This is a genomic window from Pseudomonas sp. LAMO17WK12:I5, from assembly GCF_900215165.1.
GTDB lineage: Bacteria > Pseudomonadota > Gammaproteobacteria > Pseudomonadales > Pseudomonadaceae > Aquipseudomonas > Aquipseudomonas putida_A.
Map to the genome: position 1 here is coordinate 379,239 of NZ_OBDS01000001.1, position 24,664 is coordinate 403,902.

At 60.6% G+C, this 24,664-nt stretch carries 19 protein-coding genes; 5 read left to right on the forward strand and 14 right to left on the reverse strand.

The annotated features are described in order from the left end of the window. Positions 1 to 184: 184 nt before the first annotated feature. Entirely contained in the window at positions 185 to 3,127 is a 2,943-nt protein-coding gene (locus CRO59_RS01675) for a membrane-targeted effector domain-containing toxin (RefSeq protein WP_097086126.1), read from the forward strand. A gap of 82 nt (positions 3,128 to 3,209) precedes the next feature. On the opposite strand, the gene guaA is transcribed toward CRO59_RS01675, so the two are convergent. From guaA to CRO59_RS01695, 4 genes are all read right to left on the reverse strand, one after another. Then, the gene (gene guaA / locus CRO59_RS01680) at positions 3,210 to 4,787 is read right to left on the reverse strand and encodes a glutamine-hydrolyzing GMP synthase (RefSeq protein WP_027612122.1); all 1,578 of its coding nucleotides are present in this window, start codon (positions 4,785 to 4,787) and stop codon (positions 3,210 to 3,212) included. A 99-nt stretch (positions 4,788 to 4,886) separates the two neighbouring features. After that, on the reverse strand, positions 4,887 to 6,356 hold the full coding sequence (gene guaB / locus CRO59_RS01685; protein ID WP_027612123.1) for an IMP dehydrogenase: 1,470 nt from the start codon (positions 6,354 to 6,356) through the stop codon (positions 4,887 to 4,889). A 116-nt stretch (positions 6,357 to 6,472) separates the two neighbouring features. Next, a complete protein-coding gene (locus tag CRO59_RS01690) occupies positions 6,473 to 7,021 on the reverse strand; it encodes a hypothetical protein (protein WP_027612124.1) in 549 nt (182 codons plus the stop codon). A gap of 144 nt (positions 7,022 to 7,165) precedes the next feature. Then, positions 7,166 to 7,939 carry a sulfite exporter TauE/SafE family protein gene (locus tag CRO59_RS01695; protein ID WP_027612125.1) on the reverse strand — a complete coding sequence of 258 codons (774 nt, stop codon included), beginning with the start codon at positions 7,937 to 7,939 and terminating at the stop codon, positions 7,166 to 7,168. 100 nt (positions 7,940 to 8,039) lie between these two features. Between CRO59_RS01695 and CRO59_RS01700 the strand changes: the two genes are divergently transcribed. The 4 genes from CRO59_RS01700 to leuA all read left to right on the forward strand — a co-directional run bounded on the left by CRO59_RS01700 (position 8,040) and on the right by leuA (position 13,419). Next, positions 8,040 to 8,969 carry a LysR family transcriptional regulator gene (locus CRO59_RS01700; protein WP_097086128.1) on the forward strand — a complete coding sequence of 310 codons (930 nt, stop codon included), beginning with the start codon at positions 8,040 to 8,042 and terminating at the stop codon, positions 8,967 to 8,969. Positions 8,970 to 9,068: 99 nt separating this feature from the next. After that, on the forward strand, positions 9,069 to 10,448 hold the full coding sequence (gene xseA / locus CRO59_RS01705; protein ID WP_097086130.1) for an exodeoxyribonuclease VII large subunit: 1,380 nt from the start codon (positions 9,069 to 9,071) through the stop codon (positions 10,446 to 10,448). 3 nt (positions 10,449 to 10,451) lie between these two features. Then, a complete protein-coding gene (locus CRO59_RS01710; protein WP_027612128.1) occupies positions 10,452 to 11,276 on the forward strand; it encodes a peptidoglycan DD-metalloendopeptidase family protein in 825 nt (274 codons plus the stop codon). 463 nt (positions 11,277 to 11,739) lie between these two features. Further along, entirely contained in the window at positions 11,740 to 13,419 is a 1,680-nt protein-coding gene (leuA, locus tag CRO59_RS01725; protein ID WP_027612129.1) for a 2-isopropylmalate synthase, read from the forward strand. A gap of 177 nt (positions 13,420 to 13,596) precedes the next feature. Here the strand turns inward: leuA and CRO59_RS01730 are convergent, their stop codons facing one another. The 10 genes from CRO59_RS01730 to rlmN form a co-directional block, all read right to left on the reverse strand. Then, positions 13,597 to 14,388: an amidohydrolase gene (locus CRO59_RS01730; protein WP_097086133.1), complete on the reverse strand. Its 792-nt coding sequence runs from the start codon at positions 14,386 to 14,388 to the stop codon at positions 13,597 to 13,599. After that, the gene (locus CRO59_RS01735; RefSeq protein WP_027612131.1) at positions 14,376 to 15,524 is read right to left on the reverse strand and encodes a pyridoxal phosphate-dependent aminotransferase; all 1,149 of its coding nucleotides are present in this window, start codon (positions 15,522 to 15,524) and stop codon (positions 14,376 to 14,378) included. Before CRO59_RS01735 ends, CRO59_RS01730 begins: the two co-directional genes overlap by 13 nt. A gap of 230 nt (positions 15,525 to 15,754) precedes the next feature. Continuing rightward, positions 15,755 to 17,227 carry a ribosome biogenesis GTPase Der gene (der, locus tag CRO59_RS01740; protein WP_027612132.1) on the reverse strand — a complete coding sequence of 491 codons (1,473 nt, stop codon included), beginning with the start codon at positions 17,225 to 17,227 and terminating at the stop codon, positions 15,755 to 15,757. 211 nt (positions 17,228 to 17,438) lie between these two features. Then, positions 17,439 to 18,590 (reverse strand): outer membrane protein assembly factor BamB, encoded by a 1,152-nt coding sequence (gene bamB / locus CRO59_RS01745; protein WP_095136893.1) that lies wholly within the window; start codon positions 18,588 to 18,590, stop codon positions 17,439 to 17,441. Beyond that, entirely contained in the window at positions 18,583 to 19,224 is a 642-nt protein-coding gene (locus CRO59_RS01750; RefSeq protein WP_007964436.1) for a tetratricopeptide repeat protein, read from the reverse strand. Before CRO59_RS01750 ends, bamB begins: the two co-directional genes overlap by 8 nt. Positions 19,225 to 19,265: 41 nt before the next feature. Beyond that, positions 19,266 to 20,555 carry a histidine--tRNA ligase gene (gene hisS, locus CRO59_RS01755; protein WP_097086134.1) on the reverse strand — a complete coding sequence of 430 codons (1,290 nt, stop codon included), beginning with the start codon at positions 20,553 to 20,555 and terminating at the stop codon, positions 19,266 to 19,268. Positions 20,556 to 20,591: 36 nt separating this feature from the next. Beyond that, positions 20,592 to 21,701 carry a flavodoxin-dependent (E)-4-hydroxy-3-methylbut-2-enyl-diphosphate synthase gene (gene ispG, locus CRO59_RS01760; RefSeq protein ID WP_007964434.1) on the reverse strand — a complete coding sequence of 370 codons (1,110 nt, stop codon included), beginning with the start codon at positions 21,699 to 21,701 and terminating at the stop codon, positions 20,592 to 20,594. A gap of 3 nt (positions 21,702 to 21,704) precedes the next feature. Beyond that, entirely contained in the window at positions 21,705 to 22,742 is a 1,038-nt protein-coding gene (locus tag CRO59_RS01765) for a RodZ family helix-turn-helix domain-containing protein (protein WP_097086136.1), read from the reverse strand. Beyond that, complete coding sequence (pilW, locus tag CRO59_RS01770) at positions 22,742 to 23,500, reverse strand: type IV pilus biogenesis/stability protein PilW (protein WP_007964430.1); 759 nt, start codon at positions 23,498 to 23,500, stop codon at positions 22,742 to 22,744. Before pilW ends, CRO59_RS01765 begins: the two co-directional genes overlap by 1 nt. Before the next feature lie 12 nt (positions 23,501 to 23,512). Further along, positions 23,513 to 24,661, reverse strand: coding sequence for a 23S rRNA (adenine(2503)-C(2))-methyltransferase RlmN (gene rlmN / locus CRO59_RS01775; protein ID WP_003227893.1), 1,149 nt, complete (start codon positions 24,659 to 24,661; stop codon positions 23,513 to 23,515). Between the last annotated feature and the right edge of the window lie 3 nt (positions 24,662 to 24,664).

Consider the following 24,664-nt stretch of genomic DNA (forward strand, 5'->3'; position numbering starts at 1 on the left):
CAAAAGGCAAATACGATACACCTGCAATTGCGAAACAGTAAGGGCAGCGCGGCGGATGGACGCAGTTGCGCCTCGCGCGTACACGATTTCGATCGATCAAGTGACATAACTATGTAGTGCACATGCATCGAACAGCCGGGCCATCCTGTGCCACCCGTTTCTCAAGGAAAGAGAGCCCAAACACATGCCCAACCCGATGCCCAACGCCGCCGACAAGGCCGCGCTCAAGGCGATTGCCGCCACCGTCATCCAGACCTGCCCGAGCCTGCAGGACGCTGCTCGACAGGTCGCCAGCGACTTGTTGATCAAATACCAGGTCCACGGCCTCGACCCGGATCAGGTGTATTTCCACCGCTTCGACGCCTCGCAAAGCAGCTCGAATGCCTTCACCGGCTGGGAGCATGTGCACGCCACGCCCACGTCAAGCATGACCCTGACCCAGTTGGTGATTCACCGCTTCCGCGTCACCGACCAGGACAACGCCGACCTGCTCGACGTCTATGGCGGTTTCTATACTGCCGGTCCCGATGCCCGCACCTTCGATGAACGCAATGAAGTGCGCCTGCACGGCAACGATGTGCTCAAGGACTTCTGGAGCATCGACTTCAGCGCACTGTACGACGCTCAACTGAACGCTTTCTGGAATACCAGCGGCAGCGACTTTCGTACCCTGGCCAAGTGCAACTTCCTGATCAAAGCGCTGCAGGCGCGGGACAAACGTCAGCTGAGTGGCGAGGATTTCCAGTTCGTCACGCAAGCGGCGATCGGCCCGCTGACGTGGCCAGTCAGCCTGCCAATGCTGCAGACCAGCCACCCTTGCCCGGACAGTGTGCGCACGCTGGACATTGCCGGTTACGCCGCTACCAACGTCCTGCGTTTCGTCATGCCCCAGGGTAGGCAGATCCTCTACCTGCCCGGCAACAGCGATGCCTTCCATGTACTGGAAAGCGCCACCGACCTGCACTTCTGGATCCTGCAGCGGATGAACACACCTGCGGCGCGCGAGACATTCCTTGCGCATTTCTCGCTGGCCGACCGGCAGCAGATCAACGCCAATCTTGGTGACCTGATGAATCGCCTGGTGGCTACATGGGGCCGCTACGACCATTCGCTGATCAATCAGGACAACCGCGCGGTCAGTGGCGACGCCTTTACTTGGCTGAGTGACTCGACCCGCACGGCGATGTTTGCAGAAGCCAGCCTGTCCCTGACCTCCAACGGTGACCTGCGCAAGAAGCTGTGGATCGGCTACCTCAGCGCCGGGGTCAAGGTGTTCGGGCCAATGGCCGTGGTCGGCTGGCCAGTCGCATTGCCGGTGATCGGCGCCAGCATTGCCAACATGGGGCTGAACATCGATCAGGCGGTCAATGGCAAAACCGCCGCCGAGCGCAAGGCCGGGATTGTCGGTGCGGTGCTCAGCGGCATCGACATGCTGTTCAATCTGCTGGCACTCAAGGGCCCGGGATCATTGGCCGAGGTCGGACCCGAGGTGGATGCCGCCGAAGCGGCGGAGATGAGCGACCTGACCGATAAAGTCGGGACGCCGATGGGTGGGCCTCAGCCGCCGATTGCCACGCCCCTGATTGAAGACACCCCGCGACCGGTCATTCCGCCGAGCTGGCAAGCCAATGAGTTGCTCGATGGCATTACGCCGGTGAGCGAGCCCGGAAAATTCCAGGGCATTTATCTGCTCGATTCGAACCCCTCAACCGCCATCCTGATGGACGACACCGCCTATTACGTACGCTACGAAGCCGACATCAACGGCAGCGGACACTGGGCGGTCATCGATCCCGAGCACCCCCACGGCTTTACTCGCTCGATCCCGGTACGCCTGAACCCTGAGGGTGAATGGGAAACCATGCCTCGCGCAGGACTCAGCGGCGGCGGCAAGTCTTCGGGTCTGGCCGGTTCAAGCAGCCGCAGCACCGTGGCCGCCCTGCCCGCCTCGCAATACGACGTACCTGCCCCACTCAAGGCGCACCTTGAAGAAGGCGCGGCCGGGCTGAATGACGAGGCCTTGCGCGATTTCTACGACAGCCTGAACGAGTTCGATGCCTACCGCGACTTCAAGGTCATCCGCAAACGCCTGTATCGCGACGCGCTGGATTTTTACAGCACCTTGCGCCTGCCCGATCGTCCTCCGGTGCCCGCCCTGGCGGCGGACACGACTGCTGAGGAGATCATCGAAAAAATCCTCGAACATGCCCGAGGCCTGGTGCTCGGCGAGAGCCACACGGCCATCGGCAGCAAGCAATGGCTGATCGAGAACATGCAATTGCTCGCCAGCAAACAGGTGAAGAGCCTGTACATGGAGCACCTGCTGACCGACTTCCATCAAGCCGCGCTGGATGAGTTCTTCCGCACGGGCAACATGCCGCAAAAACTCGAGGCCTATCTCAAGGCACTCGACGTCGGCAACATGACCGATCCGCTGGAGCGCTACACGTTCCTGGAATTGGTCAAGGAAGCCAGAAAGCAGGGGATCCATGTACAAGCCATCGATTGCATGGCGAGTTACCGACTCAACGGCATGGACTTGCCTGCGGGCAACAACACCGCGCGGCAGAAAATGATGAATTACTTCGCCCGCCTGATGATCCGCGCTGACCAGTCCGCACGCGGCGCGCACAAATGGGTGGCGCTGATGGGCAACTCTCACTCCAACACTTTTGATGGGGTTGCCGGCGTCAGCGAACTGGAAGAGGCGATCGGCATTCGCGTCGAGGATGTCGCCGAAGGGACTTCACGGGGCATTGAAGTCGATCCCGGAAGAATCCTGCCCTTGGGCGGTACGGCGCACGATCGTTCCGCGCTGGTCAGAGGCGACTTGCGCCTGCAAATCGAAACACCCTGGACCGCGCACACCATGACCGAATTCGAAACCTTATTACCTCGCCATGGCATGTACTCCCTGAAGCAACAACCCAATCTGACGTTCATCGTGCACCGCAGTCGTTCGCGAGAACTGGTGCGGACCGTCATCGAAACCGACGGCAAACGCTTCTACATTGAACGCCCCGGCTGGCCTTCGGTGAGCGGTAAACGCTACCCGAGCATGAAAGCGCTGCTGCAAGCTCTGGATGACATGGGCATGCAACTGGGTGGCTGGTCAAAACCGCTGTAACGCAAAAACAGAAAAGCCGTGTGAAACGGATTTCACACGGCTTTTCGGTTACAGCGATCAAGCCTTTACGGCTTGCTCGGCATTATTCCCACTCAATGGTCGCCGGCGGCTTGCTCGACACGTCGTAAGTGACGCGCGAAATGCCTTCGATTTCATTGATGATGCGGCCGGAGACGGTTTCCAGCAGTTCGTAAGGCAGGTGTGCCCAACGTGCGGTCATGAAGTCGATGGTTTCCACGGCACGCAGGGCCACGACCCAGGCGTAACGACGGCCGTCGCCGACCACGCCAACCGATTTCACTGGCTGGAACACCACGAAGGCCTGGCTGACTTTGTGGTACCAGTCGGCTTTGCGCAGTTCTTCGATGAAGATATGGTCGGCGCGACGCAGCAGGTCGGCGTATTCCTTCTTCACTTCACCGAGGATGCGCACGCCCAGACCCGGGCCCGGGAACGGGTGACGGTAGACCATGTCGTACGGCAGGCCCAGTTCCAGACCCAGACGACGGACTTCGTCCTTGAACAGTTCGCGCAGTGGCTCGACCAGTTTCAGGTTCATTTCTTCCGGCAGGCCGCCCACGTTGTGGTGCGACTTGATCACGTGCGCCTTGCCGCTTTTCGCGCCAGCCGACTCGATCACGTCCGGGTAGATGGTGCCTTGCGCCAGGTACTTGATGTTGTCCAGCTTGCAGGATTCGGCATCGAACACGTCGATGAAGGTACGGCCGATGATCTTGCGCTTCTTCTCTGGATCAGCTTCGCCGGCCAGGTTGTTCAGGAACTGGTCTTCCGCGTTGGCGCGGATCACCTTGACGCCCATGTTCTCGGCGAACATGGCCATCACTTGCTCGCCTTCGTGCAGACGCAGCAGGCCGTTGTCGACGAAGACGCAGGTCAGTTGGTCGCCGATGGCTTTGTGCAGCAGCGCCGCAACCACCGAGGAGTCAACGCCGCCGGACAGACCCAGCAGCACGTTGTCGGTGCCGACCTGTGCGCGGATGTTGGCGATGGCGTCTTCAGCGATCTTCGACGGAGTCCACAGGGCTTCACAGCCGCAGATGTCGAGCACGAAGCGCGAGAGGATGCGACCGCCCTGCTTGGTGTGGGTCACTTCCGGGTGGAACTGCACGCCGTAGTAAGCACGTTCGTCATTGAACATGCCGGCGATCGGGCAGCTTGGGGTGCTGGCCAGGATGTGGAAGTCTTCCGGCATCTTGGTGACCTTGTCACCGTGGCTCATCCAAACGTCGAGACCGAACAGGCCGTCGGCGTCGATGTGGTCCTCGATGCCGTCGAGCAGGCGGCTCTTGCCGACTACGTCAACGCGAGCGTAACCGAACTCACGCAGCTCGGAACCTTCAACCTTGCCGCCCAGTTGCTCGGCCATGGTCTGCATGCCGTAGCAGATACCGAAGACCGGCACGCCCAGATCGAAGACTGCCTGTGGGCAGCGCGGGCTGTTGGCTTCGTGCACGGACTCGGGGCCGCCGGCGAGGATGACGCCTTTAGGTGCGAATTCGCGGATCGCCTCTTCGTCCATGTCGAACGGGTGCAGCTCGCAATACACACCGATCTCGCGCACGCGGCGGGCAATCAGTTGGGTGTATTGCGAACCGAAGTCGAGGATCAGGATGCGGTGAGCGTGAATGTCGAGGGCCATGATTCAGTCTCGTCTAAGTAATTCAGAAACAGTCGTGATTCAGAAACAACTCGGGGCTGAATAAAACAGCCCCGGTTGCTTAACGATTTGCTTGAAGCATCAACCTACGCGGTAGTTTGGCGCTTCTTTGGTGATCTGCACGTCGTGAACGTGGGATTCGGCCATACCGGCACCGGTGATCCGCACGAACTCAGGCTTGGTGCGCATTTCTTCGATGTTGGCGCTGCCGGTGTAACCCATCGAGGAACGCAGACCGCCCATCAACTGGTGGATGATCGCCGTCAGGGTGCCTTTGTACGGCACACGGCCTTCGATCCCTTCCGGAACGAGCTTCTCGGCGCCTGCCGAGGAGTCCTGGAAGTAACGGTCGGAAGAACCTTGCGCCTGGGACATGGCGCCCAGCGAACCCATGCCGCGATAAGCCTTGTACGAACGGCCCTGGAACAGTTCGATCTCGCCCGGGGCTTCTTCAGTACCGGCGAACATCGAACCCATCATCACGCAGGACGCACCGGCCACGATGGCCTTGGACAGGTCACCGGAGAAACGGATGCCGCCGTCGGCGATCAACGGTACGCCAGTGCCTTCAAGGGCAGCGGCGACGTTGGCGATGGCACTGATTTGCGGCACGCCGACACCGGCGACGATACGGGTGGTGCAGATCGAGCCAGGGCCGATACCGACCTTGACCGCATCGGCACCCGCTTCGGCCAGGGCCTTGGCGGCTGCGCCGGTGGCGATGTTGCCGCCGATCACCTGCACTTCAGGGAAATTCTCTTTGACCCAGCGAACGCGGTCGATCACGCCCTTGGAGTGACCGTGTGCGGTGTCGACCACCACCACGTCCACACCGGCGTTGACCAGCGCGGCAACGCGGTCACCGGTGTCTTTACCGGTACCGACGGCAGCGCCAACGCGCAGACGACCTTGATCGTCCTTGCTGGCCAGCGGGTAGGCTTTGGCTTTTTCGATGTCTTTGACGGTCATCATGCCTTTGAGGGCAAACTTGTCGTCGACGATCAGGACTTTTTCCAGGCGGTGCTTGTGCAGCAACTCGCGGACTTCGTTCTTGTCGGCGCCTTCACGTACGGTGACCAGACGCTCTTTAGGCGTCATCACTTCACGTACGGTGGCTTCCAGACGGGTTTCGAAGCGGACGTCACGGGAAGTGACGATGCCGACCAGGTCGCCATCGTGCAGCACCGGAACGCCGGAAATGTTGTGCATGCGGGTCAGTTCGAACAGGTCACGCACCGTGGCATCAGCCTCGATGGTGATCGGATCTTTCACGACGCCGGCTTCGAACTTCTTGACCTTACGCACTTCGGCAGCTTGCTGCTCGATGGTCATGTTCTTGTGGATGATACCGATACCACCTTCCTGAGCCATGGCGATTGCCAGACGGGCTTCAGTGACGGTGTCCATGGCGGCAGAAACCAGAGGAATATTCAGCTCGATGCCACGGGTAAGGCGGGTCTTGAGACTGACTTCGTTAGGAAGCACCTCGGAATAACCAGGCACTAGGAGAATGTCGTCGAATGTCAGAGCTTCTTGGCTGATACGCAGCATCGCGGGGGCTCCCGAGCGGGAAAATGGAAGCGCGCCATTATAGTCAGACACCCCCTGCTGTTCAATGTAAAACTCAGCTTAATATCAATGTTGCTGATATACGGAGACCCCCGCCGCTACAGCTCCACCTTGACCCAAGAGACAGGTTGATCGAGCCAATCGGCGAACTCATCGATAAAGCTCTGCTTGAACCCGGCTTCCAGCCAGTTGTTGAAGATAAAGCCGAGGTTGGAAAACGCACATTCCTGCAAGAACAGAAAGCCGTTGATGTCGTCTTCATGCCCGCATTCCGGGCAGGTGAAGTTGTCGGTGCGGCCTGGAAACCAGTCTTCCAGGCTTTCGAACAGCGCTTCGCCGACTTCGCGGCGGCACTCGGCGCACCCGGCTTCTTCGAGAAAGCCCTTGGCCGGCGTGTAGATGCAGCGCTTGACGATGATCTCCAGGCCGTTGATCGGCTCACCGAAGGGCAGCGCCTCGGGGTGCAGCACCACCGCACGCGCGCCGTCGGCAATCGCATGGGCCATGCGATTGCCGGTGCGGCCGCAAGTGGTCAGCTGTTCTTCGATGATGTTCTTGCGCACCAGCCAGCGCACGATCGCCCGCGCCCGGGGTTCGTGGACCGGCAGGGTGGAGATTTTCGGGACGATGATGCTTTGCGAATTCATGGAAAGTCCTGCGGTATGGCTTCTGACGCCTTCGCGAGCAAGCCCGCTCCCACAGGGATATGCATTCCAATGTGGGAGCGGGCTTGCCCGCGAAGGGGCCCTAAAGGCCGGCAGCTTAATCCCTGACGAAATCCGGTCAAGTGCTCACGCCATACTAATAATGTAGCGTCCGATCAACGCAATCCCGCTCGCCAGCACCAGCCAGGTCACCAATCGCACAAACGCCTCGCGCGACAACTTCATGGTCAAACGCCGCCCGATCCACAGGCCCAGCACCATGGCCGGCAACAGACACAGCGCCAACATCAACAAGGGTAGCTCGGCATACACCCCGGCGATGGCGAACAGACTCAAACGCACCACAGTGCTGCAACTGATCAGCGCACTTTGCGTAGCCCGCGCCGCGTCCTTGGGCAGGCGGCTGTTGAGATAGATCGCATATAGAAAGCCGCCACTGCCAAACAGCGCGCCAAACAGCCCGCCTACCGTGCCCATCGGTAGCGCCCATGCGGCAGACAACTGCGTCGGCCGGGTTTTCACCCACAGGCTGTAAACCGCATAAGTGCTGATGAATAACCCCATCAACAGCAGCAACAGGTCGGATTTGAGGTTGAGCAGGAAAATCACCCCCAACGTGCACCCCACCGCCATGCACGGCAGCAGCCGCAACAATTCGGGTTTCGCCACATCCCGGCGCGAGGGCAGCAGATTGCCGAACGCCGCGACAAAATCCAGCAGCACCAGCAGCGGCACGATTTTCGACAGCGGCATGAACAGAATCAGAATCGGCCCCGCGACCAGTGCGGTACCGAACCCGGCAATCCCGAACACGATATAGGCCAACGCGATTCCCAGGCCGATCACCACCCAGCCGCCCGCGCCCCACGTCCACTCGCTCAACAACCCCGCCACGCTCATCGGTTCGCTTCCTTTATAAGCCTGTGATGACTTTAGCCAGCGCCAAGCCTTGCGACTAATATGTTCAAAGCCACTCACTCATCTCAAAAAGGCATACCTGATGCTTTCAACCCGTCAACTGCGCTACTTCGTGGAAATCGCCGAATGCGGCAGTTTCAGCGCCGCGGCTGAACGCCTGTTCATCGCGCAGTCGGCGCTGAGCCGGCAGATCAAGGACATGGAAACCCGCCTGCAAACCCCGCTGTTCGAACGCACCGCACGCCAGCCCCGGCTCACGGCGGCGGGTGAGGCGTTTCTGCCGCGGGCCAGAAACCTGCTCAATGAACTGAGCAAAGCCAGCGCGATGGCGACCGAAATCGGCAATGGCCAGCTGGGCACGTTGCGCCTGAGTCATTCCAGCACCGTGTCGATCAGCGGGCATTTATTACGTCGGATCAGCACTTATCTGAATCAGCAGCAGGGCGTGTCGCTAGACATCGGCAAGTTGTCCTCCGAGGCGCAGCTTGAGGAACTCGCGGAAGGACGCCTGGACATTGGTCTGTTGCGCCTGCCGGTGTTGCGTCAGCGCGAAGGCATTCAGGTTGTGCCGTTGTTCACCGAACGCCTGCTGCTGGCGGTGCCGAACGATCATCGCCTGGCCGATTCAGCCGCTGTCGAATTGGCGCAACTGAAGGACGAGCCGTTTATCTCGATCCCGCATCCGCAGCGTGGCGGGCTTAGCTATTTGTGTGCCGACCTGTGTATGCGTCAGGGCTTTTTTCCCAAAGCGGCGCGGGTGATGTCGCGCAAAACTACGCAGTTGCAGTTGATCCAAGCTGGATTCGGCATCGCCCTGCTGCCCGAATCAATGCAGGACATCGCCCCCGGCGGTGTACGATTTCTGCCGCTGAGCGATCCCGATTGCCAAAGCACCGTGGCCCTCGCCTATCGCCAGACCCCCACGCCACTGGTTCAACACTTCATCAATATGTTCACAAAACCCTGTGGGAGCGGGCTTGCTCGCGAAAGCGACGTGTCAGTCGAAACTTGATTTGCCTGCCACACCGCTTTCGCGAGCAAGCCCGCTCCCACAATTGGTTTTGTGTTGGGTCATGGTGATCGACAGGCAAATGCCCTTAAACTGCGCCCCATGATTAAAGATCCCTTTGCAAGACTTGGCCTGGACCGTGAAGTCCTGACCGTCAGCCAGCTCAACGGCCGCGCGCGGGTGTTGCTCGAAGACGTGTTCAGCAACATCTGGGTCGAAGGCGAAATCTCCAACCTCGCCCGCCCCGCGTCCGGCCACGTGTATTTCACCCTCAAGGACAGCGGTGCGCAGGTGCGTTGCGCGCTGTTCCGCAATAATGCGGCGCGGGTGCGTCAGGCGCTGAAGGACGGTCTGGCCGTGAAGGTACGCGGCAAGGTCTCGCTGTTCGAAGGACGTGGCGACTACCAACTGATTCTCGACACCGTGGAGCCGGCCGGTGACGGCGCGCTACGCCTGGCCTTCGATGCGCTGAAGGAAAAGCTCAGCGCCGAAGGTCTGTTCAGTGCCGAACGCAAAGTGCCGCTGCCGGCGCATCCGCAACGCATCGGCATCATCAGCTCGCCGACCGGCGCGGTGATTCGCGACATCATCAGCGTGTTCCGCCGGCGGGCGCCGCAGGTGCAACTGACGCTGATCCCGACTGCCGTGCAGGGCCGTGAAGCCACCGCGCAAATCGTCCGCGCCCTGAAACTGGCCGACGCCCGTGGTTTCGACGCGCTGATCCTCGCCCGTGGCGGTGGTTCGCTGGAAGACCTCTGGTGCTTCAACGAAGAAGCCGTGGCCCGCGCGGTCGATGCCTGCGTGACGCCGATTGTCAGCGCCGTCGGGCATGAAACCGACGTGTCGATCAGTGACTTCGTGGCTGACGTGCGCGCCCCAACGCCCTCTGCTGCCGCCGAGCTGTTGGCACCAGATTCGAGTCACCTGATCCGTCAGGTCGAAAGCCTGCACCGGCGTCTGGTGATGCGCATGCGCGACCGGCTGATGCGCGATCGTCTGCGCCTGGAAGGCATGGCCCGCCGCCTGCGCCACCCCGGCGAACGCCTGCGTCAGCAAGCACAACGCCTGGATGACCTGGACATGCGCATGCGCCGGGCTTTCGAGCGCCAGCTCAATAACCGCCGCGAGCGTTTGATCCGTCTGGAAACCCGCCTCGCCGGGCAACACCCGGGACGCCAACTGGCGATGCTGCGCCAGCGCCTCGACAGCCTCGCCGAACGCCTGCCGCGAGCCATGCGCGAAGGCCTGAAAAGCCGTCGCCTGCAACTGCACAGCCAGATGCAGACGCTGCATGTGGTCAGTCCGCTGGCGACCCTCGGCCGTGGCTACAGCATTCTGCTCGATGAACGCGGCCAGGCGATCCGTAATGCCGCGCAGACCCACACCGGCCAGCGCCTGAAAGCCAAGCTGGGCGAAGGCGAACTGCAAGTGCGCGTCGAGGACAACCACCTGACGCCTGTCACCCTTTCTTTACTGGACTGATCCATGCCGCGTTTTTTTGCTCCGTTATTGTTGCTGTGCCTGACCTCCTTCAACGCCCACGCCGACAGCTACATCACCCGTTTGCTGAACAAACCGGTGCCGGGCGGCGTCGCGGTGGTCGATCTGGGCAGCGCCGCGCAGGCACCAAAAGCCACCTATCAGGGCAAACCGGTGCTGGTGGTGAAAGAACAGAACAACTGGCTTGCGATTGTCGGCGTGCCGCTGACGGTCAAACCCGGCAGCCAGCAGATCAGCAGCGGTGGGCGCAATCTGCCGTTCACGGTTGGCAACAAGAAATACCCGGAACAGCACATCACCCTGAAGAACACTCAGCAGGTCAATCCGAACCCGGCCAACCTCAAGCGCATCGAGGGTGAACTGGCCGAGCAGATCAAGGCCTACCGCAGCTTCAGTCCGAATACCCCGAGCAACCTGCTGCTGGACAAACCGGTCAACGGACCATTGTCGAGCAAGTTCGGTGTGCGCCGCTTCTTCAATGGTGAAGAGCGCAACCCCCATGCCGGCCTCGACTTTGCGGTGCCGGCCGGCACGCCGATCAAGACTCCGGCGGCGGGCAAAGTGATTCTGACCGGCAACTACTTCTTCAACGGCAACACGGTGTTTGTCGATCACGGACAGGGCTTTATCAGCATGTTCTGCCACATGTCGAAAATCGACGTGAAGGTCGGCGATCAACTGGCCCGTGGCGCGGTGGTGGGCAAGGTCGGCTCGACCGGCCGGGCGACCGGGCCGCACATGCACTGGAACATCAGCTTGAACGATGCGCGGGTGGATCCGGCGATTTTCATTGGTGCGTTCCAACCGTAATTCCTGATTGAGGCTACCGGCCCCTTCGGGAGCAAGCCCCCTCCCACAAAGGATCTTTGAGCGACACACATCCAATGTGGGAGCGAGCCTGCTCGCGAAGACGACCCATCCCACACTGCAAACACCGCTGACACCCCACCAGTTTCAATTGCGCCCCAATCCAACCCCGCGCAAACATCAATAAGATCATCCGCCTGAAGCACAATAAAATCGCGCAAATCCGCGCTTTTCGAGTATTCCTCTCAATTTTTTTCGACTGCTTGCCATCCTCTCCCCTCGCGGTTAGGGTTGAAGGCATGAAAACCTCTCACACCCTTATTCAGCTTCGCCAGCACCGCAGCCTGTGCCTCGTCAGCGCACGACTGCCGGGCTGAATCGCTGCGCCTCGTCCCACGCTGTTCCCCGAACATTCGTTCCACCGGCAGGCCGCCTCTTTTCGGCCCAGACAATAAGGAATTTCCCGATGAGCATGCTCAAAGACCCGTCTTCGAAATACCGCGCGTTCCCCGTCATCAATCTGCCGGATCGCACCTGGCCGTCGAAAACCATCGACGCCGCGCCGATCTGGTGCAGCTCCGACCTGCGGGACGGCAACCAGTCGCTGATCGAGCCGATGGACGCGGTGAAGAAGCTGCGCTTCTGGAAAACCCTCGTGCAAGTCGGCGTGAAGGAAATCGAAGCCTCGTTCCCGGCCGCTTCGCAAACCGACTTCGACTTCGTGCGTACCCTGATCGAAGAAGGCCACATCCCGGACGACACCACCATTCAGGTGCTGACCCAGGGCCGTGAAGACTTGATCGAGCGCACCTTCGAATCCCTGCGCGGGGCGAAGAAAGCCATCGTTCACCTGTACAACGCCACCTCGCCGTCTTTCCGTCGCATCGTCTTCAACCAGGACAAGGACGGCATCAAGGCCATCGCGGTCAACGCCGCCAAGCTGTTCGTCAAGTACGCGGCGATGCAGCCGGACACCGAGTGGACTTTCGAATACTCCCCGGAAACCTTCAGCGCCACCGAGCTGGAGTTTGCCAAGGAAGTCTGTGACGCGGTGATCGAGGTCTGGAATCCGACGCCTGAGCACAAGATGATCCTCAACCTGCCGGCCACCGTCGAATGCGCAACGCCGAACGTCTACGCCGACCAGATCGAATGGTTCGGCCGCAACATCAACCGTCGTGACAGCGTGATCATCAGCCTGCACACCCACAACGACCGTGGCACCGGCGTCGCCGCTACCGAGCTGGGCCTGATGGCCGGCGCGGATCGCGTCGAAGGCTGCCTGTTCGGCAACGGCGAGCGTACCGGTAACGTTGACCTCGTCACTGTGGCACTGAACATGTACACCCAGGGCGTCGACCCTGAGCTGGACTTCTCCGACATCGACGGCGTGCGCAAAGTCGTAGAAGAGTGCAACCAGATTCAGGTGCACCCGCGTCACCCGTACGTCGGCGACCTGGTCCACACCGCATTCTCCGGCTCGCACCAGGACGCGATCCGCAAGGGCTTCGCCCAGCAGAAACCGGACACCCTGTGGGAAGTCCCGTACTTGCCGATCGACCCGGCCGACATTGGCCGCAGCTACGAGGCGGTGATTCGTGTGAACAGCCAGTCGGGCAAGGGCGGTATCGCCTACTTGCTGGAGCAGGAATACGGCATCAGCCTGCCGCGTCGCATGCAGATCGAGTTCAGCCAGGTGGTGCAGCGTGAAACCGATCGCCTCGGCCTGGAAATGACCGCCAAGCAGATCCACTCGTTGTTGATCAGCGAATACCTGCAAGCCAACACCCCGTACGCGCTGGTCAGCCATCGCCTGCAGGAAGAAAACGGCAACAGCGCCGTCGAAGTGGAAGTGGCGAGCAAGGGTCAGGGCGAAACCAACCTGCACTGGCGCGGCAAGGGCAACGGTGCGCTGGAAGCCCTGGTGGCCGGCCTGCCGATTCCGGTGGAGATCATGGACTACAACGAACACGCGATCGGCGCGGGCACCAACGCCAAGGCCGCCGCGTACATCGAGCTGCGCGTGAATGGCGAGCGTGCGGTGCACGGCGTGGGTATCGATGAAAACATCACTACCGCCAGCTTCAAGGCGCTGTTCAGTGCGCTGAATCGTTCGTTGAGCCAGCCTGAGGCGAAAGCGGCTTAAGCCTTCGCTGACATGCAAAAAGCCCCGAAATGTAAGTTCCGGGGCCTTTTTTTTGCCTGATGCTTTTTTACTGACTTTTATGGCCCCTTCGCGAGCAGGCTCGCTCCCACATTTGGAATGCATTTCCCTGTGGGAGCGAGCCTGCTCGCGAAGGCGTCCTGACAGGCGCTGCGAGTATCAGGTGAACTCGAAGGTATCTGCATCCAGATTGGCCGGAAAGCGCTCCCGATACGCCGCCAATGACGCGGCCTCCAGCACAACCTTGAACACGCCGTCGGCCTCCCCCGCCGCCAGCAATGTCTCGCCCTGGAAATCCAGCACCTGACTGTCGCCGGTATAGGCAAAGCCCTTGCCGTCGGTGCCGATCCGGTTCACTGCCGCCACGTAGCACAGGTTTTCAATCGCCCGCGCCGGCAACAAGCGGTTCCAGTGCAGACGCCGCGCACCCGGCCAGTTGGCGGTGTACAGCAGCAGATCGGTGTCCTGCGCGTCGCGACTCCACACCGGGAAGCGCAAGTCGTAGCAAATCAGCGGCCGAATGCGCCAGCCCTTGAGTTCGAACTGCACCTGGCGCTCGCCGGGGGTGTAGTGGTTGTGCTCACCGGCCATGCGGAACAGGTGGCGCTTGTCGTAATGCCAGACTTCGCCGTCCGGGCGTGCCCACAGCAGGCGATTGCGATGGCTGCCGTCCGCCGCCTGAATGATCACGCTGCCGGTGATCACCGCATTCAGTTTCACGGCCTGCGCCTTCATCCACTTGCTGGTCGGGCCATGCTCGGCTTCGGCGAGGGTTTCCGACTCCATGGAGAAGCCAGTAGTGAACATCTCCGGCAGGATGATCAGGTCGGCGCTTCGGGCCTGCTCCAGCAGCACCTCGAAGTGCTCGAGGTTGGCCTGACGATCATGCCAGGCCAGGCTGGTCTGGATCAGCGCCAGATTGAGATCGGGCAATGCACTCAGATCACGCATAGTTTTGCCGCTGCTTCGCGCAGCGTCTCCTCGCGTTTGGCGAAGCACAGGCGCACCAGGCGCTGGCCTTCGGGTGGATTCTGGTAGAACACCGACACCGGAATGCTCGCCACGCCGTGTTCGCGAGTCATCCAGATCGCCATGTCGACGTCGTTCAAGTCAGGGCGGATCTGCGAGTAGTCGACCAACTGGAAATACGTGCCGGTGACGCGGGTGAAGGTAAAGCGCGACGGCGCCAGCAAATCGCAGAACAGGTCGCGCTTGGCCTGATAGAAACCCGGAAGCTCTTCGACGTGTTCCGGGTGCTCGGCCATGTAATCGGCCAGGGCATATTGCAGCGGCGTGACACCGCAGAAACTGACGTACTGGTGCACTTTGCGCAGCTCGGCGGTCAGCGCCGGCGGTGCAACCACGTAACCGGTTTTCCAGCCGGTGACGTGGTAGGTCTTGCCGAACGAGCTGACCACGAAGGCGCGCTGATACAGCTCTTCGTGAGCCAACACACTGACATGCGGCACGCCGTCGAACACCAAGTGTTCGTACACCTCGTCGCTGATCAGATAGATGTCGCGACCACGGATCAACTCCGCCAGTTGATCCAGTTCGGCACGGCTGATCAGTGCACCGCTCGGGTTGTGCGGTGTGTTGATGACGATCATTTTCGTGCGCGGGCTGAGGGCCGCGGCGAGCTTGTCGAAATCGATGGAGAAATCGTGCGGGTTCAGTTGCACATGCACGCAGCGGCCGCCCGCCAACTGCGTCGCCGGTTCATAGCTGTCGTAGCACGGGTCGAACACGATGACTTCGTCACCGCTGTGGATAACCGCCTGAATCGCACAGAAGATCGCCTGGGTCGCGCCCGGCGTTACGGTCACTTCGCTGTCGGCATCGACTTTCACGCCATAGCTGCGCGCGATTTTCGCCGCGATTTGCTCGCGCAGCGCCGGCAGGCCGGTCATCGGTGAGTATTGATTGTGGCCGCTGGCGATATGCCGACCGACCGCGTCACGCAGGGACTGCGGGCCGTCGAAGTCAGGAAAACCCTGGGACAGGTTGATCGCTCCGGTCTGCGCCGCGAGCTGAGACATCTGCGTGAAAATAGTGATGCCGACATTCGGCAGCTTACTGGTGATCATCGAGGGGTTCCCTGCTCTACACCCGGCTCTGACGGCGGCGCGGGAGAGCCCGAGAATAGCCCATCCGGCGCCCATAAAAAAAGGGCGCCCAACTGAGCACCCTCTTTATCGCCGAACCCTGTAGGAGCTGCCGCAGGCTGCGATCTTTTGATCTTGCTTTCAAAGCAAAGTCAAAAGATCGCAGGCTTCGCCAGCTCCTACAGAAGCGGTTGAGCATTCCTACAACCTGATCACTTCTTGTCGCGGCGTTTCTTGCTGGCTTTCTTGTTGTGCGACATCAAGCGACGCTTCTTGTTGACCTGGCGGTCGGTCAGCGTGTTCTTGTTGCCTTCGTACGGGTTCTCGCCACCTTTGAACTCGATGCGGATCGGCGTACCGACCAGCTTCAGCACACGGCGGTAAGTGTTCTCCAGATAGCGCACATACGACTTCGGCACTTTCTCGATCTGGTTACCGTGGATCACGATGATCGGCGGGTTCGCGCCACCCAGGTGGGCGTAACGCAGCTTGATCCGGCGGCTGTTGACCATCGGCGGCTGGTGCTCGCTGACCGCGTCTTCGAGAATCTGCGTCAGGCGGCTGGTCGGCCAGCGGGTAACCGCAGACTTGAACGAGTTCTGCACCGAGGCGTAGAGGTTGCCCACGCCAGTGCCGTGCAGCGCCGAGATGAAGTGAATGTCGGCGAAGTCGACGAAGAACAGCCGACGTTGCAGCTCGACCTTCACAAAGTCGCGCTCGCTCGGGGTCATGCCGTCCCATTTGTTGATTGCGATCACCAGCGCACGACCGGCTTCGAGGGCAAAGCCCAGCAGGTTGAGGTCGTGATCGACCACGCCTTCGCGGGCGTCCATCACGAAGATCACCACGTTGGCGTCTTTGATCGCCTGCAGGGTTTTGACCACGGAGAATTTTTCGACTTCTTCGTGGATCTTGCCGCGCTTGCGCACACCGGCGGTGTCGATCAGCGTGTACTTCTCGTCGTTACGCTCGAACGGGATGTAGATACTGTCGCGGGTGGTGCCGGGCTGGTCGTAGACGATGACCCGGTCTTCACCGAGCATGCGGTTGACCAGGGTCGACTTGCCGACGTTCGGACGGCCGATGATGGCGATCTTGATCCCGTCTTTTTCGCTCGGGCCAGGAATGCGCTTGGCTTCCTCGCCTTCGGCAACGATCTCTTCCTCTTCGCCTTCCGCCGGTTCGTCATCATCACGCGGGAAATCGCTCAGTGCCGCTTCCAGCAGTTGAGTGATACCACGGCCGTGAGCACCGGCGATCGGGATCGCGTGGCCCATGCCCAGCGGGGCAAATTCAGCGCGGGCCATTTCCGGGTCGATGTTGTCGACCTTGTTGGCAACCACGTGGGAACGCTTGTTACGCTTGCGCAAGTGTTCGGCGATCATCTGGTCGGCGGCGGTGAAACCGGCCTTGGCATCTACCAGGAACAGCACAACATCCGCTTCTTCAATGGCCAGCAGCGACTGCTCGGCCATTTTTTCGTCCATACCGTGTTCGTCACCGGAGATACCGCCGGTGTCGATCAGAATGTAGGAACGCCCTTGCCACTTGGCCTCACCGTACTGGCGATCACGGGTCAGACCGGACAAGTCGCCGACGATGGCGTCGCGAGTCCTGGTCAGGCGGTTGAACAAGGTGGATTTGCCGACGTTCGGTCGGCCCACCAGGGCGATTACGGGAACCATGCGGCTCTCCACTTCGTTATTTCAGAAAATACAAAAGCCGCTGCGAGGCAGCGGCTGGTGCTCGGGGCAACACTGTGGGAGCGGGCTTGCTCGCGAAAAACCGTATCAGCACCGCGTTTAATCAGGCTGTACGCGTCTTCGTTGAAGCCTTCGCGAGCAAGCCCGCTCCCACAAATGAAGCTGCCTGGGGCGTTAACCCCAAGCATAGTTGTTACTTGATGGTCAGGGCTTCCAGTTTGCCGCTGTTGCCATACACATAGATCGTATTGCCCACCACCAGCGGACGGGCACGCAGGCCGTCACTGTCGATACGCTCACGACCCACAAAACGACCGTCCACCTGGCTCAACAGGTGCAGGTAACCTTCCATGTCACCAACGGCTACGTAGCTGGAGAACACTTCCGGCGCCGACAGCTGGCGGCGAGCCAGCGAGTCGTTGCTCCACAGTGCAGTGGTCGAACGCTCGTCAACGCCTTCAACGGTGCCCGAAGACAGACTCACGTAGACGTTGCCGAAACCCTGGGCAACACCGGCATAGCTCGATGCATCGCGCTGCCACAGCTGGCGACCGCTTTGCAGATCGAGTGCCGCGACGCGGCCCTGATAGCTGGCGACGTACAGCGTTTCACCGGACAGCAGCAGACCGCCGTCGATGTCGACCACGCGCTCCAGTTCCGAACGACCGGTTGGAATCGCGACCCGTTGTTCCCAGACCGGCACGCCGTTGGAAATGTCCAGGGCGACCACTTTACCGGTCGACAGGCCAGCCACCGCGAGGCGGTTGGTCACCACGGGGGCGCTGGTGCCGCGCAGGGTCAGTACCGCAGGGGTGCTGTCGTAGGTCCAGCGACGGTCGCCGGTAGCCGCGTCCAGACCGATCAGACGATCGTCCTGAGTCTGTACCACTACGACGTCACCGTTGTTGGCCGGTGGCGCGAGGACTTCGCTGGAAACCCGGGCGCGCCACTTCTCTTCGCCGTTGATGGCGTCGAGGGCAACGATTTCACCCTTAAGGGTACCGATCGTGACCAGGCCGTAACCTACGCCAACGGCGCCGGAGACAGGCAGTTCAAGATCCTTTTTCCACTTCACGTCGCCATTGCTGCGATCCATGGCCATCAGCACGCCGGTCACATCGGCCGCGTAGATGGTGTCACCATCGATCGCCGGCACCAGCATGTTGTAGGTTTCGCCCTGACCGTCACCGATCGAACGGCTCCACTGCTTTTGCAGAACCACTTCTTCTTTGAAGTCGGTCAGCTCGGCCGGTGGCAGTTCTTTTTTGCTGTTGCTGCTGCAACCCGCGGCCAGAATGGCCAGAGCCAGCAATGCTGCATGCTTCCAACGGATCACGTCACGCATCCCCTTTGGCCAGGTCGTCGAGCTTGATTTGAAGGCCACCGACTGCCGCTTCATCCGACAGTGCCGCCTTGGCTTTTTGATACGCGGTGTTCGCCTCGTCGGTACGACCCAGCTGAACCAGCAGATCACCCTTGAGTTCTTCGCGAGTGGCCAGGAACGCCTTGTCGGCATCGCCGTCGAGCAGCTTCAGGGCTTCATCGGCCTTGTTCTGCGCACCCAGCACCTGCGCCAGACGCTGACGGGCGATTTCGCCCAGCGCCGGGTTGGCCGGTTTGGCAACGATGGCTTTGAGTTCAGTCGCAGCGTCGTCCAGCTTACCGCTGTCGACCGCTACTTTGGCCACGAACAGGCTGCCGTACTGCGCGTACGCGGTGCCGCCGAATTCGCTGTTGAGCTTGCCGGCCAGATCCGCAACGCGGGCAGCGTCAGGCTTGCCGTCCGGGGTCAGCGTGGTTTCCAGCAGTTGCTGATAGAGCACCGAGGCGCCTTGCGACTGGTTGCTCTGATACTTGTGAAAAGCCTGCCAGCCGAACACGATGACCAGCGCCAACAGGCCGCCGGTGACCAGAGGTTTGCCGTTGCGTGTCCACCAGTCCTTCAAATCCGCCAACTGTTCGTCTTCGGTACTCGACACCCCAATACTCCTTAATCGCTAAATCGGCTGTTTAGACAGCTTCAACCCTGCACGACGCAGGTGGCCAGGTGAGCGGCAAGCGCATCCCAGGCAATGCTTTGTTGTTCGCCCTGGCCACGCAGGGGTTTGAAACCTACCACTTGCTGGGCCATTTCGTCGTCACCCAGGATCAGTGCATACAGCGCACCGCTCTTGTCGGCTTTCTTGAACTGGCTTTTGAAGCTGCCGGCGCCGGCATTGACTTGCAGACGCAGGTTTGGAAGCTGGTCACGCACACGCTCGGCCAGGGCCAGACCGGCCAGTTCGGCCTCCTCGCCAAAGGCGCAGAGGTAAACGTCGACCTGACGGGAGATTTCTTCCGGGATCTGCTCCAGGGTTTCGAGCATCAACACCAGACGCTCGATGCCCATGGCGAAACCCACGCCTGTAGTCGGCTTGCCGCCCATCTGCTCGACCAGACCGTCGTAACGACCGCCCGCGCAGACAGTGCCCTGGGCGCCGAGCTTGTCGGTGACCCATTCGAATACGGTTTTGCTGTAGTAATCGAGGCCGCGCACCAGTTTCGGGTTGAGCACGTACGGGATGCCGACCGCGTCCAGACGCGCCTTCAGACCTTCGAAGTGCGCACGGGAGTCGTCGTCCAGGTAGTCGGCCATCTTCGGCGCATCGACCAATACCGCCTGAGTGTCGGCATTTTTGGTGTCGAGCACGCGCAGCGGGTTGGTTTTCAGGCGACGCTGGCTGTCTTCGTCGAGCTTGTCGTGGTGCGCCGAGAGGTACTCGACCAGCGCTTCACGATAGCGACCACGGGACTCGCTGGTGCCCAGGCTGTTGAGTTCGAGCTTGACCGCATCACGGATACCCAGCTCGCCCCACAGGCGCCAGGTCATGATGATCAGTTCGGCGTCGATGTCCGGACCGTCGAGGTTGAACACCTCCAGACCGATCTGGTGGAACTGGCGATAACGGCCTTTCTGCGGACGCTCGTGGCGGAACATCGGGCCGATGTACCAGAGTTTCTGCACCTGGCCACCGCCGGTGATGCCGTGCTCGAGCACTGCACGCACGCACGCCGCGGTGCCTTCCGGACGCAGGGTCAGGGAGTCGCCGTTGCGGTCTTCGAAGGTGTACATCTCTTTTTCGACGATGTCGGTCACTTCACCGATCGAGCGTTTGAACAGCTCGGTGAATTCGACGATTGGCATGCGGATCTGCTTGTAACCGTAGTTATCCAGCAGACGCGCGACAGTGCCCTCGAAATAACGCCACAGCGGGGTCTGTTCGGGCAGGATGTCGTTCATGCCACGAATGGCTTGCAGAGACTTGCTCACTTTAAATCCTTAAATTCATTCGGCTTTCAGTCAGGCTCAGCCGCGCGCGATGACCGCTGCGTCAGCTTCGACCTTCTCGGCCGCTTTCTCGCGGATCAGCTTTTCCAGCTCGTCCACCAGATTGTCATTCGTCAGTTTCTGCGACGGCTTGCCGTCGATGTAAATCAGGTTTGGCGTGCCGCCGGTCAAGCCGATATGGGCTTCCTTGGCTTCGCCGGGGCCGTTGACCACGCAACCGATCACCGCGACATCCAGCGGCACCAGCAGGTCTTCAAGGCGCCCTTCCAGCTCGTTCATGGTCTTGACCACATCGAAGTTCTGCCGCGAGCAGCTCGGGCAGGCGATGAAGTTGATGCCACGGGAACGCAGATGCAAAGACTTGAGAATGTCGTAACCGACCTTCACTTCCTCGACCGGATCGGCCGCCAGCGAGATGCGGATAGTATCGCCAATCCCCTCGGCGAGCAGCATACCTAGGCCCACGGCGGATTTCACTGTGCCCGAACGCAATCCACCGGCTTCGGTGATGCCCAGGTGCAGCGGCTGGACGATTTCTTTCGCCAGCAGACGGTAGGCTTCGACGGCCATGAACACGTCGGAGGCTTTCACGCTGACCTTGAAGTCCTGGAAATTCAGGCGTTCGAGGTGCTCGACGTGACGCAGCGCGGACTCGACCAGTGCAGCCGGGGTCGGTTCGCCGTATTTCTTCTGCAGGTCTTTTTCCAGGGAACCGGCGTTGACGCCGATACGGATCGGAATCCCGCGGTCACGGGCGGCATCGACCACGGCACGCACCCGGTCTTCACGACCGATGTTGCCCGGGTTGATGCGCAGACAGTCCACACCCAGTTCGGCGACGCGCAGAGCGATCTTGTAGTCGAAGTGGATGTCGGCAACCAGCGGCACCTTGACCAGTTGCTTGATCCTGCCGAACGCCTCGGCGGCGTCCATGTCCGGTACCGAAACACGGACGATGTCGACGCCGGCGGCTTCCAGACGATTGATCTGGGCGACGGTGGCAGCCACATCATTGGTGTCGCTGTTGGTCATGCTCTGCACAGCGATGGGCGCATCGCCGCCAACAGGTACGTTACCGACCCAGATCTTGCGCGAAACGCGACGTTTGATTGGAGATTCGCCGTGCATGACTTATTGACCCAACTTCAGGCGAGCAGTCTCGCCACTGGTGAACGGAGCGATATCGACCGGTTGGCCGTTGTAGCTGACCTGTGCGGCGCGAGCCACACCCAGGCGCACCGCCAGTGGCGGTTTGCCGGAAACCGAAACGCTGTCGCCTTTATGTTTCAGACCGCTGAACAGCACTTTGCCGCGACCATCGGTGACCTGTGCCCAGCAATCGGCGGTGAACTGCAGTTGCACCTGGCCGTCGCCAGCCGCTGGGACAGCTGCTTCTGCGGTCGGCGCAGGGGTAGCCGCGACCACTGGTGCGGTGACCGTCGGCGCTGGTGTGGCCGGGGCATTCGGTGCCGGAGTCGCCGGAGCCGCCACAGCCGGGGCCGGTGTATGAACCGGTGCCGCCGGCGTGGTCGCAGCCGGGGCGGCGGGTGCGGTGGCCGGAGCAACCGGCTCGGCACCGGTCGATTCAGCGGTGGTTTCCGATTGCGGCAGGGCCAGCGCGGTTGCGCCTTCGGCCTGACCTTCGGCAACGGCCTGGTCTTCCGGCTCGTCGATCGGGTGAATCTGTGTGGTGCCGTCGGCGCCTTCGACTTCAACGTGCTCCGGGGCCAGGCTGGTCACGTCCTTGCTGCGCTGCGAGGTCTGATCCTGCCACCAGACGAAACCGCCGCCGATGACCGCGACCAGCAACAGCAGGCTGACAATACGCAAAATAGTGTGTGAAACCCGCACCGGCTCTTCGATACGACCCAGCGCATGCACGTTGCTGCCCTGTGAGTCGGTGCCGGTGGACTGGTCGAATTGCTGAACCAGAACAGTCTGATCCATCCCGAGCAATTTGGCATAAGCGCGAATGTAACCGCGAGCGAAGGTATGCCCCGGCAGCTTGTCGAAAGCGCCAGCTTCAAGATTGCTCAGGGAAGTCACGGTGAGGTTGAGCTTGAGGGCCACTTCGGCCAGCGACCAGCCATTGCTTTCGCGGGCCTGGCGCAAAGTCTCACCGGGATTAACGCGAGTCGCTGCTACAACTTCGGGATGCGCCGCTTTCATCATTGCTCCGACAGGTATTGCTGATATTCCGGCGTACCGGGATAGAGTCGTTTTAATTGCAGGCCATAACTGGCGGCCTTGTCGCGATCTTCAAACACTTTTGCCAGCCGAACGCCGAGCAATAGACTACGTGCATTTTGCTCGGTTAGCAGGCTGAAACGGTCGTAATAGTCACGCGCGGGCACATAATGCCTGTCTTCGAAGGACAACTCAGCCATTTCCAGCAAAGCGCGCGGTTGTTGACGGTTCAGCCGCAGGGCTTTTTCCAGTTGCTGCTGTGCCAGATCCCGCTGACCGAGTTTCGAGGCGGTCATGCCGAGGTTCTCGAAGACTCGCGAACGCTCAGGATACAGGGTATCGGCGGCTGCCTGCTCAAAACGCTCGTAGGCTTCCTTGTAACGCTGTTCTTCGTAGAGAAAACTGCCGTAGTTATTGAGGATTCGTGCATCGGTGGGACGCGAGGACAGGGCTTTGCGGAAATGTTCGTCGGCCAGCTTCGGCTCCATTTCGGCCTGGAACACCAGGCCGAGGGCAGCGTTGGCATCAGGATCGGAGCCGTCCAGCTCCAGCGCCTTCTTCAGCGGCACCTTGGCGCGCTCGGTCATCCCTTGCTGCAAGTATCCCAGTCCCAGCTGCACGTAGGCGGCACGCGCTTCGTCGCGGCCCTTGCTGGTCTTCATCGGGTTGTAGTCACCCGACAGGACACAACCAGCACACAGGCTGGCCATCAGCAACAGCAGCGCAAAGCGCAGGGACATAGAGATCCTCTCTTAGTTAGTGTTCGCGGCGTTCTGTGCCAGATCGCTGTCGGCGCTCAACTCGCGCACGGCGATGTAACGTTCACTGCGACGGGTGCGATCCAGCACCTGCCCTACCAATTGACCACATGCGGCGTCGATGTCTTCACCACGGGTGGTGCGGACAGTGACGTTAAAGCCGGCCTGATGCAACTGATCCTGGAACCGACGAATGGCGTTGTTGCTCGGCCGCTCGTAACCGGAATGCGGGAACGGGTTGAACGGAATCAGGTTGATCTTGCACGGAATGTCTTTGAGCAGCTCGATCATTTCCACGGCGTGCTCAAGCTTGTCGTTGACATCCTTGAGCAAGGTGTACTCGATGGTCAGCACACGTTTCTCGCCCAGGGCGGACATGTAGCGCTGGCACGACTCGAGCAGCATCTTAAGCGGATATTTCTTGTTGATCGGCACCAATTGGTTACGCAATGCGTCATTCGGTGCGTGCAGGGACAACGCCAGGGAGACGTCGATGTGCTTGGCCAGCTCATCGATCATCGGCACCACGCCCGAAGTGGACAGGGTCACGCGGCGCTTGGAGATCCCGTAACCGAGGTCATCCATCATCAGATGCATGGCGGCCACGACGTTGTCGAAGTTCAGCAGCGGTTCGCCCATGCCCATCATCACCACGTTGGTGATGGCGCGGTCGATGGTGGCGGGAACACTGCCGAAGGATTTGTTGGCAATCCACACCTGACCGATGACTTCGGCGGCGGTGAGGTTGCTGTTGAAGCCTTGCTTGCCGGTGGAGCAGAAACTGCAGTCCAGGGCACAGCCTGCCTGGGACGAAACGCACAGCGTGCCGCGTTTGCCCTGAGGAATGTAGACGGTCTCGACACAGCTGCCGGACGCCACGCGCACCACCCACTTACGGGTGCCGTCGCTGGAAATGTCCTCGCTGACCACTTCGGGACCACGGACCTCAGCAATAGCCTTGAGCTTGTCGCGCAAGGCCTTGCTGACGTTCGTCATGGCGTCGAAATCATCGACGCCAAAGTGGTGAATCCATTTCATTACCTGACCGGCACGGAAACGCTTCTCCCCGATTGAGTCGAAGAATTTTTCCATTTCCGGCTGGGTCAGACCCAGCAGGTTTGTTTTAACAGTCGATGTAGTCATGGA

Bases quoted from the DNA above. Each gene is read 5' to 3' on its own strand.
- CRO59_RS01675 (WP_097086126.1), top strand. From the start codon at position 185: ATGCCCAACCCGATGCCCAACGCCGCCGACAAGGCCGCGCTCAAGGCG.
- guaA (WP_027612122.1), bottom strand. From the start codon at position 4,787: ATGGCCCTCGACATTCACGCTCACCGCATCCTGATCCTCGACTTCGGT.
- guaB (WP_027612123.1), bottom strand. From the start codon at position 6,356: ATGCTGCGTATCAGCCAAGAAGCTCTGACATTCGACGACATTCTCCTA.
- CRO59_RS01690 (WP_027612124.1), bottom strand. From the start codon at position 7,021: ATGAATTCGCAAAGCATCATCGTCCCGAAAATCTCCACCCTGCCGGTC.
- CRO59_RS01695 (WP_027612125.1), bottom strand. From the start codon at position 7,939: ATGAGCGTGGCGGGGTTGTTGAGCGAGTGGACGTGGGGCGCGGGCGGC.
- CRO59_RS01700 (WP_097086128.1), top strand. From the start codon at position 8,040: ATGCTTTCAACCCGTCAACTGCGCTACTTCGTGGAAATCGCCGAATGC.
- xseA (WP_097086130.1), top strand. From the start codon at position 9,069: ATGATTAAAGATCCCTTTGCAAGACTTGGCCTGGACCGTGAAGTCCTG.
- CRO59_RS01710 (WP_027612128.1), top strand. From the start codon at position 10,452: ATGCCGCGTTTTTTTGCTCCGTTATTGTTGCTGTGCCTGACCTCCTTC.
- leuA (WP_027612129.1), top strand. From the start codon at position 11,740: ATGAGCATGCTCAAAGACCCGTCTTCGAAATACCGCGCGTTCCCCGTC.
- CRO59_RS01730 (WP_097086133.1), bottom strand. From the start codon at position 14,388: ATGCGTGATCTGAGTGCATTGCCCGATCTCAATCTGGCGCTGATCCAG.
- CRO59_RS01735 (WP_027612131.1), bottom strand. From the start codon at position 15,524: ATGATCACCAGTAAGCTGCCGAATGTCGGCATCACTATTTTCACGCAG.
- der (WP_027612132.1), bottom strand. From the start codon at position 17,227: ATGGTTCCCGTAATCGCCCTGGTGGGCCGACCGAACGTCGGCAAATCC.
- bamB (WP_095136893.1), bottom strand. From the start codon at position 18,590: ATGCGTGACGTGATCCGTTGGAAGCATGCAGCATTGCTGGCTCTGGCC.
- ispG (WP_007964434.1), bottom strand. From the start codon at position 21,701: ATGCACGGCGAATCTCCAATCAAACGTCGCGTTTCGCGCAAGATCTGG.
- CRO59_RS01765 (WP_097086136.1), bottom strand. From the start codon at position 22,742: ATGAAAGCGGCGCATCCCGAAGTTGTAGCAGCGACTCGCGTTAATCCC.
- pilW (WP_007964430.1), bottom strand. From the start codon at position 23,500: ATGTCCCTGCGCTTTGCGCTGCTGTTGCTGATGGCCAGCCTGTGTGCT.
- rlmN (WP_003227893.1), bottom strand. From the start codon at position 24,661: ATGACTACATCGACTGTTAAAACAAACCTGCTGGGTCTGACCCAGCCG.